Source organism: Actinosynnema pretiosum, from assembly GCF_002354875.1.
Classification (GTDB): Bacteria; Actinomycetota; Actinomycetes; order Mycobacteriales; family Pseudonocardiaceae; genus Actinosynnema; species Actinosynnema auranticum.
The window spans coordinates 4946780-4962272 of sequence record NZ_CP023445.1; the positions used below are offsets into that span (position 1 = coordinate 4946780).

13 protein-coding genes are annotated in these 15493 nt (G+C 75.7%); all 13 read right to left on the reverse strand.

All coding sequences use genetic code 11. The features are described 5' to 3' along the window. Nucleotides 1–73: 73 nt before the first annotated feature. On the reverse strand, nt 74–1198 hold the full coding sequence (locus CNX65_RS21040; protein WP_096495298.1) for an amino acid:polyamine antiporter: 1125 nt from the start codon (nt 1196–1198) through the stop codon (nt 74–76). Next, nucleotides 1195–2550: a lysine N(6)-hydroxylase/L-ornithine N(5)-oxygenase family protein gene (locus CNX65_RS21045; RefSeq protein ID WP_096495299.1), complete on the reverse strand. Its 1356-nt coding sequence runs from the start codon at nt 2548–2550 to the stop codon at nt 1195–1197. The genes CNX65_RS21040 and CNX65_RS21045 overlap by 4 nt, the downstream gene beginning before the upstream one ends. A 43-nt stretch (nt 2551–2593) precedes the next feature. Next, nucleotides 2594–3667: an NAD(P)/FAD-dependent oxidoreductase gene (locus tag CNX65_RS21050; protein WP_096495300.1), complete on the reverse strand. Its 1074-nt coding sequence runs from the start codon at nt 3665–3667 to the stop codon at nt 2594–2596. Further along, the gene (locus CNX65_RS21055) at nt 3664–5571 is read right to left on the reverse strand and encodes a class I tRNA ligase family protein (protein ID WP_218180564.1); all 1908 of its coding nucleotides are present in this window, start codon (nt 5569–5571) and stop codon (nt 3664–3666) included. Before CNX65_RS21055 ends, CNX65_RS21050 begins: the two co-directional genes overlap by 4 nt. 215 nt (nt 5572–5786) lie before the next feature. Beyond that, entirely contained in the window at nt 5787–6329 is a 543-nt protein-coding gene (locus CNX65_RS21060; RefSeq protein ID WP_096495302.1) for a DUF3291 domain-containing protein, read from the reverse strand. A 106-nt stretch (nt 6330–6435) separates the two neighbouring features. Further along, nucleotides 6436–7425 carry a DMT family transporter gene (locus CNX65_RS21065; RefSeq protein ID WP_157767763.1) on the reverse strand — a complete coding sequence of 330 codons (990 nt, stop codon included), beginning with the start codon at nt 7423–7425 and terminating at the stop codon, nt 6436–6438. 36 nt (nt 7426–7461) lie between these two features. Next, complete coding sequence (locus CNX65_RS21070) at nt 7462–8757, reverse strand: NAD(P)/FAD-dependent oxidoreductase (RefSeq protein ID WP_177154297.1); 1296 nt, start codon at nt 8755–8757, stop codon at nt 7462–7464. Nucleotides 8758–8802: 45 nt separating this feature from the next. Then, a complete protein-coding gene (locus CNX65_RS21075) occupies nt 8803–9528 on the reverse strand; it encodes a rhodanese-like domain-containing protein (protein ID WP_096495304.1) in 726 nt (241 codons plus the stop codon). A 9-nt stretch (nt 9529–9537) separates the two neighbouring features. Then, complete coding sequence (locus CNX65_RS21080) at nt 9538–11166, reverse strand: AMP-binding protein (protein ID WP_096495305.1); 1629 nt, start codon at nt 11164–11166, stop codon at nt 9538–9540. Then, complete coding sequence (locus CNX65_RS21085; protein ID WP_232519934.1) at nt 11150–12076, reverse strand: alpha/beta hydrolase fold domain-containing protein; 927 nt, start codon at nt 12074–12076, stop codon at nt 11150–11152. The genes CNX65_RS21080 and CNX65_RS21085 overlap by 17 nt, the downstream gene beginning before the upstream one ends. Beyond that, a complete protein-coding gene (locus CNX65_RS21090) occupies nt 12069–13727 on the reverse strand; it encodes an amino acid adenylation domain-containing protein (protein ID WP_096495306.1) in 1659 nt (552 codons plus the stop codon). Before CNX65_RS21090 ends, CNX65_RS21085 begins: the two co-directional genes overlap by 8 nt. Beyond that, complete coding sequence (locus tag CNX65_RS21095; protein ID WP_232519935.1) at nt 13724–14215, reverse strand: GNAT family N-acetyltransferase; 492 nt, start codon at nt 14213–14215, stop codon at nt 13724–13726. Before CNX65_RS21095 ends, CNX65_RS21090 begins: the two co-directional genes overlap by 4 nt. Continuing rightward, entirely contained in the window at nt 14212–14733 is a 522-nt protein-coding gene (locus tag CNX65_RS21100; protein ID WP_096495308.1) for a hypothetical protein, read from the reverse strand. The genes CNX65_RS21095 and CNX65_RS21100 overlap by 4 nt, the downstream gene beginning before the upstream one ends. Nucleotides 14734–15493: the final 760 nt, after the last annotated feature.

A 15493-nucleotide genomic window follows, 5' to 3' on the forward strand; every position in this document is an offset into this window, starting at 1 on the left:
CGGGACGAGGCAGGGCGAGGCAGGGCAGGGGCAGAGCTGAGCTGGGCAGGGCAGAGCTGGGCAGGGCGGCGGGTCACCCGGTGAGCAGCGCGCCCGCCGGGAGGAAGGCGACGAGCACGAGCAGCAGGGCGGCCCCCGCGCACCGCAGCGCGGGCCCGCCGCGGCGCACGGCGGCCACCGCCGCCAGGGCGTAGCCGACGAGCGCGGCGGCTGCTGGACCGAGCAGGAGCAGGGGCACCGCGCCGTCCCGCGCGCCCGCGCAGGCGAACGCGCAGCACGCGAGGCCCACGACCGCGACGACGACCCGGCCGGGCCGCCAGTCCGGGTGCAGCCGGGCGGTGATCCGGGCGGCGGCGCGCACGTTGGTGAAGCAGTAGGAGGTCAGCACGAGGAGCAGCGCGACGGCGAGCGCCCACCGCAGCGGACCGGGCACCTCGGCGGCGGTGGTGGCGGCGGGCGCCGCCGACAGCCCGACGTAGACCACCGCCACCGCGGCCACCCCCAGCGCCACGCCCCCGGCGGTGCGCCGCGCGCCCGCCGCGACGGCGGGCACGACCGAGGTCACCGACTCCCAGCCGACACCCGCGAAGAACAGCGCCGCCAGCGCCAACCACACCGCGCCGCCGGGTGGCAGCCCGGTCGGCGCGAACGGCGTGTGCGCGCCCGCCTGCGGCGCGCCCGGCCAGCCCAGCACCACGCAGGCCAGCGCCAGCGCCCCGGTCACCCACGGCCGCAGCCGGAGCGCGGACGGCGGCGGCGGGAACGGGCTGAGCGCGGCGAGCACGGCCACCACGAGGACCGCCAGCGCGACCAGCAGCACGTCGACGCCGGGCTCCGGCAGCGCGCCGCCGGGGGCCGCGAGCAGGCACGTCGCGGCGAACCAGGCGATGGCCGCCTGCCCCGCCGTGAAGGCGACGGCGAACACCCCGTCCACCACCCGCGCCGCCCAGGGCCCGAGCAGCGCGCCGACCGCGCCCGCCAGCGCGGCGGGCGGCACGCGCGCCCTGACCAGCTCGGCCAGCACCAGGGCGACCGCGCCACCGAGCGCGACGTGCGCCGCCCACACCAGCGGGGCCCGCCCGCCGGTCAGCGCCGCCACGACCGGCGGCATGACCAGCATCGCGGCCCCGAGGACGCCGCCGGACAGGTGCGCCGCGATCCGCCGCGCGCCCCCGGCAACCGCGGCGGGCCCGGTCACGACAGGCGCTTCCGCAGGCCGTCCGCGATGACCTTGGCCCGCAGCGACAGCAGGCTGAACGACCCGGCGTCGCCGATGCCGTGGCTGGACTCGCACAGGCCGTTGAGGAACAGCGCGGGCGTGTCCGGCTCCACCGGCCGCACCTCGTAGTCCTGGCCCACCGACAGGTAGCCGTGCTCGTCGAAGGCGAAGCCGTCGGCGACCTCGCGCATCAGGGCGGGCACCCGCTCCTGGTGGGCGCCGGGCCCGAGGTCGCGGAACCCGGTCGCCAGCACCACGAAGTCGGCCCGGTGCTCCTCGCGCTCCCCCGTGTTCAGCTCCTCGACGGCCAGGTGGACGCCGTCCTCGCGCACCTCCAGCGAGCGCACCTGGCGGCTGCCGCTGACGAACACCCGCTGGTCCTCGTCCAGGCGCTGCTCGTAGATGAGCCGGTACAGCTCGCGCAGCACGTCGCCGTCGGCGGAGGAGTAGTTGGTCAGCCGCATGTACGAGTCGATGGCGTCCTTGCGCTCGCGCGGGGCGCGGTAGTAGTAGTCGGTGAAGCCGGGGAAGTAGCCCTCCTCGCTGAACGGGCTGGTGTCCTTGAGCCGCAGCGTCAGCGACCGCACCAGCGTGGTCACGGTGGCGCGCGGGAAGCGCCGGGCGAGGTCGAGGGTCAGCTCCACGGCGCTCTGGCTGCCGCCGACGACCACGACGGACAGCGGCGACCGGTCGCCGTCGTGGGCGACGTCGAGCTCGGCGAGCCGCTCCAGCGCGGGCAGGTACCGGGTCAGGTGGAACACGCGCGGGGAGTCGACGGCGTCGAACGGCTCGGGCACGTAGGGGGCCCGGCCGGTGCCGATCACCAGCGACCGCCCCCGGTGGACCTGCCCGGTGGAGGTGGTGACGGCGTAGACCCGGCGGTCCTCGTCGTCGCGCTCGACCGCGACGCCGGTGACGTGCGTGCCGTAGTCGACCTGGCTGCTGAAGTGGCTCGCGGCCCAGGAGACGTAGCGCGCGTAGTCCTTGCGCAGCGGGAACTCCAGCGGGACGTTGAGGTGCTCCAGCAGCCTGCCGTTCTCGAACAGGTAGTTGATGAAGCTGTAGCGGCTGCGCGGGTTGCGCAGCGACACCAGGTCGCGCACGGGGTGGTTCTGGATGTCCGAGCCGTCGAGCATCATCGCGCTCTGCCAGGACGGGCCGGGCCTGGCCTCCAGGAAGCGGGCGTCGAGCTCGTGGCCCTCCTCCTCGAAGGCGATGGCCAGCGACAGGTTCGCGGGGCCGAAGCCGATGCCCAGCACGTCGTGGCAGCGGGGCGCGGGGTCGGCCCGGTCGGGGGCGGCGGCGAGCGGTGGAGCGGCTGCGTCGGGCATGGAGCACCTCTGATGCCGTGGGGGTGGGGGGTGTGCGCCGCCGTCAGGCGACGCGGGCTTCGGACAGGCACGCCAGGGCGATGCGGCGACCGGCCTCGGGGGCGGTCTTGACGCCGCCGCCGTTCCAGCCGCGCACCGACCAGGCGTGCGGCACGCCGGTGCTCTCCAGCAGGCCGGACGGCCCGTGCGCGGGCTCGCCGTAGGCGTCGGTGGCGCGGGTGGTCGCCACGTGGGCGGCCAGGGCGACCCACGGGAGGTGGGCGGCGAGCGCGGTGGTGGTGGCCCGCTCGTGCGCGGGGTCCGCGGGGGCGTCGAAGGGGCAGTCCCACACCAGGTGGGGCATCCCCAGGAGGGTGCGGTCCGCGCCGACCGGCTTGGCGTAGCGGCCGGTGCTCAGGTCGACGAAGGTCGCGTGGGGCGGCGCGCCCGGTTCCCGCCGCACGACGCTGACCTGGATCGAGCGCGCCCGCACCGGGTGCGCGGTCCGCAGCCCCGGAACGGGGTCGGCCGCCCACGGGCCGGTGGCGGCGACGACGGTCCCGGCGCGCAGCTCGCCGTCGTCGGTGTGGACGACGGGGCGCCCGCCGCGCGCGGTGACCGCGCGCACGGGCGTCCCCTCGCGCACCGAGGCGCCGAGGGCGCGGGCCTGGGCCAGCCAGTCCGCGGTGACCTCGGCGGGGTCCACCCAGCCCGCCTCGGGCTCGACCAGCGCGATGCCGCCCGCGAGCCGGACGCCCGCCGCCTCGTCGGGGCCCGCGACCACGTGCGCGGGGCCGCCCAGCGCGGCGGTGATCCGCGCGGCCTCGGCGCGCAGCTCCGGCTCCAGGGCCGGGTCGGCGGCGGTCACCGAGCCGACGGCGCGCAGCGGGGACCGCCCGGACGCCCAGTTCGCGGGGTCGCGGTAGACGGCGAGGCTGGGCAGGGCCAGCTCGGCGATCGCCGGGTCGGGGTCGTAGGCGCGCACCATGCCGCCGGAGCGGCCGGTGGCCCCGGAGGCGGGCAGCCCGCGTTCGAGCACGACGACGGAGGCGCCCGCGGCGGCCAGGTGCCGCGCGATGGAGGCGCCGGTGATCCCGGCGCCCACCACCACGACGTCCGGGCGCTCGGGCGCGCTCACGGCCGCCCGTCCAGCGGGGCGGGCGAGGTGACGCGCGTGCCGCCGGGCAGGAACGACCAGTCCGCCTCGCGCACCGGCTCGCCGGGCAGCCCGAGCCACCGCCAGGTCCGCAGGGCGAGGTCGGGGGTGATCGGCCAGGCCAGCGCGGCGAACGCCTTGGCGGCCAGGTAGTCCAGGGCCAGGCTGGTGCGCGCCTCCTCGGCCAGCGAGGGCACCGCGCGCAGCGGCTCCTCGGTCGCCCGGAACTCGGCGGCGCGCTCCACGAAGGCCTCCAGCAGGCGGACGTAGCCGCGCGCGCTGAACGACTCGGGGATCAGCAGCCCGTCGAGCTGCCGGGTGGTGAGGTTGAGGGCGCGGTAGAACTCGCGGTGCGCGTCGGTCCACGCCCCGGTGCCGGGCACCGCCCCGTCGCCGACCCTGGCGAACCCGGCCAGCCACTCCTGCGCGGCCAGGTGGAGCGGGTCCTGCGCGAGCAGGGCGGCCCGCTCCTGGGTGATCCGGGTGACGCGGCCCTCGGGGGCGTTGCGCAGCAGCGCGAGGCGCACGGCGTCGGCGCCGGCCTCGGCCAGCGCGGGGTCGGCCCAGATGGCGTGGCCCCGGCTGGTGGAGAACTTCGCGTCGTCCAGGTGCAGGAACTGGTTGGTGACGAAGGCGGCGGGCAGGTGCTCGGCCAGTCCGGCGGCGAAGGCCACGGTGGGCAGGAGCACGGCGTAGAAGAAGCTGTTGTCGTAGCCGAGGAACAGGGTGATCTTGGCGGGGCCGTCCTGCTCGGTCTCGGCGCGCGCGGCGTCGAGGAAGGTCAGCGCGAGGTCGACCCAGGCGTCGACGCGCTGGCCGTCCGCCAGCTCGACGCCCCAGTCGGCGCGGCGGGCGAGCCGGTACGGCGGCAGGCCGTCGGCCAGCAGGCGCTCGACCAGGGCGAGCAGGTCGGGCGAGGTGTGGCAGTCCTTGAGGTACCGGGCGAGCTGCTCGGCGTGGGCGGACACGTCGAGCCACAGGGCGCGCTCGGGGCGGGTGGTGGCGGGGCCGCCGCAGAGCCTGCAGCGCGGGTCGACCAGGTCCTTGGTCTCGTTGGGCCGCCCGCACGCCTCGCAGATCTCGCCGTCGCTGTCGGCCGCGCAGTGCGCGCACGTGCCGCGCGCGAACGCCTGGTGCAGCGACAGGTCGCAGGCGGCGCAGTAGGCGGTGTCCCGCTCCTGCTCGGTGACCGAGGGCGAGGCGGCGAGCCGGGTGATCAGCTCGCGGACGCGGTCGGCGTGCCCCGGCTCGGTCGCCGGGCGGGTGAGCCGGTCGCAGTCGACGCCCGCCGCGCGCAGCGTGGTCAGGATGGCCTCGCCGTGGGAGGCGGCGACCTGCTCGGGGGTGGCGCCGCCGAGGCGGGCGCTGACCGCGACGTGCGACTGGTGGTCGTCGGTGCCGGTGACGTGCCTGGCGTCGCGGCCGGTGCTGCGCAGGGCGCGCACGAGCACGTCGGCCCGCACGTACGGCCCGGCGAGGTGGCCCAGGTGCAGGCCGCCGTTGGGGGTGGGCGGCGGGCAGAAGACCAGGGCCCGCTGCGGCAGCGAGGCGCGCGGCGGGGCCTCCTCCAGGGCGGCCACGGCGCTGGGGATGTGCTCCCAGTAGATCGAGACCAGGTCGAACGGCTCGTCGTGCTCGTTGCGGATCTCGTGGTAGCCGAAGGGCGACAGGTGCACGACGCCGCCCGGTCCCAGCTCGCGCTCCTCGTCGCCGAGCACCACGGTCGCCCGGCCCGCCAGGACGATGAACAGCTCGCCGTCCTGGTGGGCGTGCCGCTTGGAGACGCTGCGCGGGGGGACGCTGCCGAAGACGGAGCCGAACGGGAGGCCGTCGATGTCGGCGGCCGAGAGCATCGGTTGCAGGCTCATCTCGTAGGACCAGCTCATGGCCGACCGGTCGAAGGCGCGCGTTATCACAGGAAGTCCCCTGGTGTGTGGTGTGGACGGGGGACCCGGCGCGGTGCGGGGGCGCGCCGGGCGGGTGCGGGCAGCACGGGGTGCGGCGCCGCCCGCGCGGGCGGTGCCGTGGTGGGGTGCGCCGCGCCACTGGGGCGGTGGGCGCTGTCGGTGGGGGGTGTGGGAGTCGGCTCAGGGGGTGGGGCTCAGGTCTGGCTCCTGGTGCGCAGCGAGGTGGGCTCCCCGCTCGCGGTGAACGGTTTGCGGAAGGTGAACGCGAAGGGCGTGGCCCCGTCGTCGTGCAGGCGCTCCAGCCGCAGGCAGGCGTCCGCCCAGGTGGGGGTGGCGTCGTCCGCGACCCACCACATGGCGTAGCTCGGCCACTCCGGCTTGAGGAACCACTCGTGCCGCCTGCGCAGCGCGGTGCGGTGGATGCCGCCGCCGTAGGCGAAGGCGTGGACGGACTCCAGGTCGGCCCACAGCGACAGGGTGGAGGCGCGGCTGTCGGTGGCGGTGGTGCGGCCCCCGGTGTAGAAGCGCGGGACGGTGAACCTGCCCCACTCGCCCCAGTCGCGCTCGAAGTTGCTCAGGTGGCTCTGGCCGGGGTCCTCCTTGGCGCGGGCGACGAACCCCGGACTGCCCTCGGCCTCCTCGAAGGTGGGCGGGGTGAGGTCGTCGAACTCCTGGACCTCGGGGTCCCCGTACGGCTTCTTCAGGATCGCGAAAGTCGTGAACGCGACGCGCGGCATCGGTGTCCCTCCTCCTCGGGCCGGTCCCCCGGCGGGTTCTCCCTGGTGTTCGGCGTCCGGTGGCCGCCGCCCGCGGCCGGGTCCGCGCGACCGCGGACGGCGGCGCTCACGAGGTCAGCTCGGCCTCGTCCACGAGCGAGCCCTCCTTCGGCGGCGCGGTCCTGCGGGTGCGCTGGATGGCCAGCAGCACGCCGCCGATGATCAGCGCGATCCCGGCCAGCTCCGGCAGCGGCGGGACGCGGCCGTCCCAGGCGAAGACGTAGACCAGCCCGGCGACCACCTGGATGACGACCAGCTGCCCGGCGATGGAGATCGGCACGAGCCCGGACGAGCGGTTCCACAGCACCGTCCCGACCCAGGAGACGAGCACGCCCAGCACCGCGCTGCCCGCCACCAGCGGGAGCAGCGCGTCGCCCGAGCCGACGCGCACGCCGCCGGAGAGCGCGGCGACCGGCAGGGCGAGCAGCGACAGGCCCAGCGTGCACACGCCCATGAGCGTCGACCAGCCGGTCGGCGAGATCTCGGGGTGGCGGCGCAGGAAGCTGGCGTTGGCGACCGCGTACGAGGTCCACAGCGCCAGCGCCACCAGCGCCGACCCGATGCCGATCGCCCAGTTGAGGCCGGAGCGGTCGCCGAGCGCGGTGTCCCAGTCGACCTCCACGAGGTTGACCAGCACCAGGCCGACGACGATGAACCCGAGCGGCAGCAGCAGGCGGGAGAACGGGAACTCCCTGCGCACCAGGTTGCCGGTCACCGCGACGGTCACCGGGAGCGTCCCGATGATCACCGTGGTGATGGGGGCCCCGGTGTGCGTGATGCCCTGCACCAGGAAGAAGTAGTAGCCCAGGTGCCCCGCGAAGGCGAACAGCGCCGCCGTGAGCCACACCCCCCGGTCGAGCCCGCGCATCCCCGCGCCCCGCGTGGCGAGCGCGATGCCGACCGACACCAGCCCGTAGACGAGGTACCGGCCCAGCGCGAGCGCGACGGAGTCGGAGTCCGGGAGCAGCACCGGCATCAGGAACGCCAGTCCCCAGAGCAGGTTCGCGCCGACGCCGCTCAGCACGCCGACCAGGATGGAGGGGTTGGGAGTGCTCATGTCCACCGTTTCTCGGGTTCTTCCGCCGCTCGGGCGCTAGCGCTTCACCGCTGGCCGACGCCGGGTCATCAGCGCCCGCATGAAGAGCCGCTGGAACTCGGCGGGCAGCGTCATGCGACCGGTGAGGGCCAGGTACCGCCGGCTCAGCTCGGGGTCCGCGCTGATGGTCTCGAACATCCTGCGCCGGGAGGTCTCGTCCTTGCCGACCAGCGAGTCGACGCAGATGCCCTCGGCGTGCGGGAGCAGGACCCGCGAGTAGCGCTCGCGGTACTCGGCGAGCCCCGCCTCGCGGTCGGCGCCGTCCAGCGACCGGTCGGCGAAGGAGTTCGCCAGCAGGTCGGCGGAGGCCAGCGCGAAGCCGCAGCCGACGCCGCTCATGGGGTCGAGCGAGAGCGCGGCGTCGCCGACGAACGGCACCGAGTCGACCACCGGCTCGCGCAGCAGGCTCGGGTAGTCGGTGTAGCCGAGCAGCCCGCCCTCGGGGACGGCGCCCGCCGTGGACGGCGCGTCGGGCAGGCCGTCGAAGTAGGCGAGGAACTCCCGCATCCTGCTGTCCGCGCCGCCCCAGCCCTCGACGCGCGCCTTGTCGGCGAACAGGACCAGCTGGGTCCGGCCGCCGGGGAGCGGGTAGGTGCAGGCCAGGTCGCGCTCGTGCATGACGAACACCGAGCGCTGGTCGGCGCGGGTGGTGATGCCGGTGAAGTAGCCGAACAGGGCGGCGCGCTCGTTCGGGCGGCTCTCGGCGGGGTTGCCCAGCTCCTTGGCCAGCCGGGAGCGGCGGCCGTCGGCGGCGACCACCAGGCGGGCGCGGAAGCGGCGCGGGTCCCGGCCGCCGTCGGTGTCGGCGTTGGTCTCCAGGACCCAGTGCGGGCCGTCCCGGCCGATCGACTCGACGCCCGTGCCGTCCAGGTACTCGACGCCGTGGCGGCGCGCGGACTCGCGCAGGGCGGGGTCGAGCACCCGCCGCTCCAGGTTGAGCGCGTGCGCGCCGGGCTGGTCGGGGTCGTAGCTCAGCCCCGGTCCCTCCACGACGCCGCCGGGGGTGACGAACACGGCCTTGGTGCGCACGGACCACTCGGGGCCGTAGAGGTGCTCCAGGCCGAGGCCCGCCAGGAGCGGCACGGCGTGCGGCTGGATGAAGTGGGTGCACAGGCGCTTGTGGTGCCCGTCGTCCATGGTCTTGCGGTCCAGCAGCGCGACGCGGTGCCCCATCCGGCTGAAGCGGATCGCGGTGGCGCAGCCCGCGATGCTCCCCCCGACGACCACGACGTCCCAGTCCGACTCCGGTGTGCTGGTCGACTCCGGTGCGCTCGTCGACTCCGGTGCGCTCACGACTCTCCCGCCCTCTTCTCGGTCCGGTGCCACGGGATCACGCGCCTAGCCCGCGCAGCCGCAGGCCGCGCCGGTGGGTTCGGACCGCCTGCCCGCGTGTCCCTCGGTGGGGTGGTTGTCCCGCTTCCACCAGTCGAGGCCACCGATCAGCTCCTTGACCCGGAACCCGGCCGTGGCCAGCTTGACGGCGGTCTTGGTGGAGGCGTTGCAGCCGACGCCGTCGCAGTAGGCGACGTACAGCGGGGCCTTGGACAGCCCGGACAGCGACTCCTGGGAGATGGAGCGGTGCGGGACGCTGATCGCGCCGGGGATGTGCTCGTGCGCGTAGGACTCGCTGCCGCGGCCGTCGACCACGACGATGTCCTGGCCCGCGGCGAGCGCGTCCGCCAGGTCGGCGGAGTCGATCTCGTAGGCGAGCTTGTCCCGGTAGAAGTCGAGCTGGGAGCGCTGTTCGCCGGTCATCCCGGTCTCCTCCAGGGTCTGGGCCTCGGCGCCTGCCGCCGGTTCGGGGTCGGCCGCGAACTGGTCGGCGAGCGCGTACAGGTCGCCGAGGGTGCTGGGGGTGACCAGCGAGTCCGCGTACTCGCCGAGGTCGACGCCCGCGTCCTCCAGCAGCGCGACGAGCACGCCGATGGTGGTGAGCGAGTCGAGGCCGAGCACGCCCAGCGGCGCGTCGTCGGGCAGCGCCCCGAGGTCGACCGGTTTGCCCAGCGCGGCCTCCAGGTAGTCGGCGACCTTGTCCTTCACGTCGTCCTTCACCGGTGCTGACATGGCTCCACCTCACTCAATGGGCTCGACGGCGCCGTCGGGGGACAGCGCGAAGCGGTCGGAGTCGGATCGCCGGGCGGCGTCCGCCAGGCGGGTCAGCGCGTCCGCGCCGACCGGGACGGGCGAGCGGGCCAGCAGCGCGGGGCGCAGGTGGTCCGGCAGCAGGTCGTCCAGGCGGGCCGCCACGGCGTCGAGCGCCAGCGGGTCGGCCGAGGTGACGGCGAGCGCGACGACGTCGCGCCGGGCGCGCGGGACGACGGCCGCGACCGCCCCGTCCACGCCGGGGCAGCCCTCGGCGGCGCGGCGGACCTCGGCGAGGTGGCAGCGGCGGCCGGCGAGCCACACCGCGTCCGGGTCGGCGTGGCCGTGGAAGCGCAGGTCGCCGCGCTCGTCGCGGGAGCACACGTCGCCGGTGCGGAAGTAGCGGACGCCGTCGTGCTCGACGACCGCGCGGGCGGTCTCCTCGGGCTGGTCGACGTAGCCGATCATCACCCGCTCGCCGCCCACCCACAGCTCGCCGCGCTCGCCGGGCCCGCGCCGCTCGACGCCGTCGCGGACGATGCGGACCGAGCAGCCGGGCAGGGGGCGGCCGATCAGGTGGCCTGCGGCGTCGTCCGGGCCGCCGCTCTCGGGGCCGTTCGCGTCGTCGCCCGGCCCGAACTCGTGGGAGATCGCGAACACCGTGGCCTCGGGCGGCCCGAAGGCGTGGACGAGCCGGACTCCGGGCAACCGCCGCCGCCACGCGGCCACGACGGCGGGGTCGCACACCTGGGCCCCGGTCATCACCAGCTCCAGCGCCGGGAGCCTGGCCGGGTCGAGCTGCCGCCCGTCCCCGGTGATCATGCCCAGGAGCAGGGAGACCGCGATCAGGTGGGTGATCCGCTCGCGGGCCAGCACGGCGCGCACGAGCGGACCGGCGGGCAGGCCCCGGAACTGGACGACGTGGGCCCCCAGCGACAGCGGCAGCAGGGTGTCCTCGAAGGAGACGTCGACCTGGAACGGCGACAGGCTCAGCACCCGCGAGTCCGGCGTGACGCGCAGCACCCGGTTGTGGGCGCGGAAGTAGGAGGTGAGGGCGTCCGCGCTGTTCTCCACGCCCTGCGGCACGCCGCTGGGGCCCGCGGCGAGCACGACGTACGCGGCGGCGCCCGGCCGGTGCGGCGTGGTGGGGTGGTCGGCGTCCCCGGCCAGCGCGGCGGCCAGGTCCGCGCCGCCGAGCCACCGCGGGTCGGGGGTGAGCGGGTCGCGCTCGTCCAGCGCGACCACGGCGCGCGGGCGCAGCCGGTCGACGAGGGCGCGCAGCCGCCCCGCGGGTTCCGCGCCGTCGAGGGGGACGTAGACGGCGGCGAGCTTCCAGACGGCGACCGCGACGACGGGCATCGCGGCGGCCTTGCGGCTGAGCACCACCACGCGGTCGCCCTCGCCGACGCCGAGCGCCGCGAGCGCGGACGCGACCGACCGGGCGGCCCGTTCGAGACCGGCGAACGTGTGACCGGTCTCGCCGTCGGCGATCGCGGGGCGGTCCGGCCACCGCAGGGCCGGGGCGGCGAACAGGTCGCCGAGCGCGGGCGGCGGCCCGCCCGCGTCGGCGGGGTCGGTCGACCACGGCGGCAGCGCGGCGGCCTCAGCGCGGCTGGGCATGGTCCTCCTCGGTGTCGAACGCGGTGGCCGCGATCTCGAGCGCGGCGCGCCGGGCCGAGTCCAACCCGGCCGCGTACAGGCAGAAGTCGTGCGGCAGGTCGGGGAAGTGCGCGTGCCTGAGCGGGACCGACCGGTCGGCCAGGAAGCGCGCCCACGCCAGGCCCTCGTCGCGGAGCACGTCGCAGCCCGCCGTGACGAGCGAGCAGGGCGGCAGCGCGGCCAGCTCGGCGTCGGACAGGGCGAGCGGGTCGGGGCCGCGCGCCGAGAAGAACGGCTCCAGGGCGGACTTGAAGCCGCGCATGGCGGTGCGGTCGAGGAAGTGGCCCTCGCCGAACTCGCGGTAGGAGTCGCGCTCGGTCCGCAGGTCGAGCACCGGGTAGATCAGGACGGCGCGGGCGAAGGCCCCCGGCAGCACGCGCAGCGCCAGGTGCAGCGCGAACAGCCCGCCGACGCTGTCGCCCGCGAGGACCGGCCGCCTGCCCGCCAGGTCGGCGCACCGCGCCGCGACCGCCTCCCCCAGGCGCGCCAGCGACTCCTCGGCGGTGTGCTCGGGCGCCTTGGGGTAGTCGAACGCCTCGACGGGCGCGCGCAGGGCGGTGGCCAGCAGCCGCAGGAACGGCAGGAACGTCGTGGTCGAGTAGTAGACCATCCCGCCGCCGTGGACGTAGAGGACGTGCGGGGCGCGCTCGTCCACCGCCGCCGGGCGCACCAGGACCGAGCCCGCGCGCCGCTCGACCACCGCGCCGTCGTCGGGGTCGGCCGCGCCGCCGAAGCGCTCGACCCACCGCTCGGCGTTCGCCCGCTCGGCGCGGACCCGGTCGGCGGTCGGCGCGCCCGTCGACGGCGGCACGGCCATGATCCGCCTGGCCGCGGCGAGGCGGGCGAACTCGGGGTGCATCCGCTCAGCCAAGGCCGTCCCCCTCGGCGGGTTCGGCGGTCCCGTCGGCGGTGAACGCGAAGCGCGTGGCGGTGCAGTCGCGCACCGCGTCGGCGAGCCGCCGCATGAGCCGGTTCTCGTCCGTCTTGCCGGTGGAGGACACCGTCGGCGCGGGCGACCAGGCCAGCAGGGTCGGGCGCATGTAGTCGGGCAGCTGGTCGGCCAGCAGCGCCTCCACGTCGGCCACGACCGACCGGTCGGGGGCCATCACCACCAGGGCGATGACGTCCCGGCCACCGCGCGGGACGAGCGCGACGGCCGCCCGCTCGACACCCGCGCTGCCCAGCACGAGCTGCCGGATCTCGCCGAGGTGGATGCGGCGGCCCGCGAGCTTGACCTCGTCGTCGTCGCGGCCGTGGAAGACGATGTCGCCGTTGTCGTCGTAGGCGCACATGTCGCCGGTGCGGTAGTAGCGGACGCCGTCGTGCTCGACGACGCGGCGCGCGGTCTCCTCGGGCTGGTCGAAGTAGCCGAGCATCACCTGCTCGCCGCCGATCCACAGCTCGCCGACGTGGCCGGGCGCGACGACCTCGCGCCCGTCGTCGACGATGCGCGCCGCGACGCCGCGCAGCGGCCTGCCGATCGGGTAGGAGCCGGTGCGGTCCGGGTCGACCTCGGCGATCTCGTGGGCCGTGCACACGATCGTCGCCTCGGTGGGCCCGTAGACGTTGAACACGCGGGCGTCCGGCAGGGCCGCCTTCCAGAGGTTGATCACGCCGGGGTCGCACACCTCGGCGCCGGTCATCACCATCTCCAGGTGCGGGAAGGTCTTCCGGCCGACGTGCCTGCCGCCCTCGGTGATCATCGTGAGGAGGGTGGAGACCGCGATCAGGTGGGTGATCCGCTCGCGGGCGATGACCGCGCGCATGATCGCGCCCGCGTGGACGCCCCGGAACTGGTGGACGAACGCGCCGAGCGAGAGCGGCAGCAGCGTGTCCTCGATCGAGACGTCGAAGTGGAACGGGGACAGGCTGAACACCCGCGAGTCCGGGGTGAAGCGCAGGACCTCGTTGTGGTTGCCGAAGTACGCGACCAGGCTGCCGACGCCGATCTCGACGCCCTTGGGGGCGCCGGTCGAGCCGGAGGTGAAGATGACGTACGCCGGGTCGTCGGGTCCGCGCACCGCCGAGGGCAGGTCGGGGGCCGGTTGCCGGAGCACCGCCTCCAGCTCGGCGCGGCCGATCCAGGCGGCGTCGTCGACCACCGGTTCCCGGTCGTCCAGGGCGAGCACCGCGCGGGGCCGCAGCCTGCCGAGCAGGCCGCGCAGCCGCGGTTCGGGCTGGGCGGCGTCGAGCGGGGCGTAGACGGCGCCGAGCTTCCAGGCGGCGATGGCCAGCGCGGGCACGAGCGCGGACTTCTCCGCGAGGACGGCGACCCGGTCGCCCGGCCGCACGCCCAGCTCCGCGAGCCGGGCGGCCAGTGCCCGCGCCCCGCGCTCCAGCTCGGCGAAGGTGAAGCCGGAGCGGCCGTCGTGGACGGCGGGGCGGTCGGGCCAGTTGGCCGCCGCCGCGCGGACGAGGTCGCCGAGCGGGGGCGGGGGCAGGGCGCGGTCGGCGGGGTCGAGCGACCAGGGCGGCAGGGGCGCGGTGCGGGCGGGCGTGGTGGTCGCGGGCGTCGTGGTCACGGGGCGACCTGCCCGGTGCCGTCGGCCTGCCCGGTGACGTCGTAGCTGAAGCGGGCCTTGGGCCTGTCGGTGGCGCCCATGCGCCGGTAGAAGCCGATGCCCAGCTCGTTGTCCGGCGGGGTCTGCCACTCGACGCGGGCGCACCCGCGCGCGGCGGCGAACCCGCGCAGCCGCTCGAAGAACGCCCGGCCGAGACCGGAGCCCCGGTAGGGCTCGCGCAGGTAGAGGCAGTCCAGGTAGGCGAACGGCTCCGCGCCCCAGGTGGCGAAGTCGATCGTGGCGGTCATGTAGCCGCACAGGCGCCCGCCGCCGTCGACGGCCACCCAGCCGTGCAGCACCGGCCGGTCCCCGAACAGGGCCGCGCGCCAGCGCTCGACCTGGCCGCTCTCCCGGAACCCGGCCCTCTCGTAGGCGGCGTGCTCGCGGCACAGCTCCAGCAGCCCGTGGAGCTGGTCCGGCTCGATCGGCCGCACCTCGACGTCGCTCACACCCACCCCGAGAAGGTCGTGGCCAGGTAGGCCGCGCGGGCGTCGTCGTCGAGGGTCCCGCGCGCCAGCACGGTGTTGACCCAGGCGTCGCGCTCGAACCGCATGACCTCCAGCTCCCACACGCAGGCCACCAGGTCGCGCTGCGCCAGCGGGGCGGTGGTGGTCGAGCCGTCGGCGGCGGGGGTCAGGCCGCGCACCCAGTGCTTGAGCATGTTGGCGTCGTACCACTGGCTCACCAGCAGGTAGTCGCCGTCGCAGCCGTAGTGCAGGATCAGGAACCCGAGCGGGTGATCGCCCGCGTCGAGGGTCTCGCCCAGCACGGCGGCGGCCCGCTCGCCCAGCCACCGCGGGTCGGGGACCTCGGCGGCGCGCGCGGGGTCGGCGAACATCGCGTAGGGCTTGAGCACCCGGCCGCGCGCCTCCAGCGGCGGGAGCGCCTTGACCAGGCGGGGCGAGTACGCCAGCGGGTTCGACGCGGCGGTCTCCCCCGCGCTCGGGTGGTCGGCCGTCTGCACCATGCGCTCGTTCTCCTCCGGAGTGCCTCGGGTCGTGCCGCGCCGGTCCCGGCCCGCCCGCTCCGCGCCGGGACGACGGGCGCGCGGCCCGTCCCGCCGCATTCGTGGGGGACCCGGACAAGGCTTCGGGTGAAGCGCGCACCGGCGGTCGGCCGGATGTCGCGTCGGATTCTCGGGTACAGCGCGGGCGAGCCCGGAAAGGCGGCTCGCCGGGTTATCGGATCACCCGGACTCGGGGTGCGCGGACCGAGCGGACAAAGCCCCGCGTTCGACGCCGAAGATCCGCATTGGTCGCCACCTCGCCATAACGGGAACGTCCCCGACCGCTTTCCCGAACCCGGTCTGCCAAGACCTCATCGAACGTATCGGCATGAGCACGTCCTGTCACTACGCTGAGGGATGTAACCGCCGTATTGCGCACGGGGTGACGGCCGCGTGGTTCGTCCGACGCAGCCGGTGAGGCCCGGAGAGCTGCGACAAGTCTGCTCACGACACGTGTTCGGCATCCCGCGCATCCGCCGCCCGCCACCCCCGTCCGCACCCGCCGAAGTAGCGGACAGTGTTCGCCCGGCGCTCGCGGGAACGTGTCCGAAATCGGACGACAATGACCCCGAAAATGTTTTCCCGGGGCATTCCGAACCGATACCGGGGGCGGCCTTCCGGCCCCGCCCGGTCAGCCGGTCCGCCGCGCCGAGATCATCATCGGGAGGAGCGCGCTCGCGGCGGGCGACCCCGCCGGGCGGGCGGACCACCCGACCGGGTC

Bases quoted from the DNA above. Each gene is read 5' to 3' on its own strand.
- CNX65_RS21060 (WP_096495302.1), bottom strand. From the start codon at position 6,329: ATGCCGCGCGTCGCGTTCACGACTTTCGCGATCCTGAAGAAGCCGTAC.
- CNX65_RS21075 (WP_096495304.1), bottom strand. From the start codon at position 9,528: ATGTCAGCACCGGTGAAGGACGACGTGAAGGACAAGGTCGCCGACTAC.
- CNX65_RS21100 (WP_096495308.1), bottom strand. From the start codon at position 14,733: ATGGTGCAGACGGCCGACCACCCGAGCGCGGGGGAGACCGCCGCGTCG.
- CNX65_RS21045 (WP_096495299.1), bottom strand. From the start codon at position 2,550: ATGCCCGACGCAGCCGCTCCACCGCTCGCCGCCGCCCCCGACCGGGCC.
- CNX65_RS21080 (WP_096495305.1), bottom strand. From the start codon at position 11,166: ATGCCCAGCCGCGCTGAGGCCGCCGCGCTGCCGCCGTGGTCGACCGAC.
- CNX65_RS21065 (WP_157767763.1), bottom strand. From the start codon at position 7,425: ATGAGCACTCCCAACCCCTCCATCCTGGTCGGCGTGCTGAGCGGCGTC.
- CNX65_RS21055 (WP_218180564.1), bottom strand. From the start codon at position 5,571: ATGAGCTGGTCCTACGAGATGAGCCTGCAACCGATGCTCTCGGCCGCC.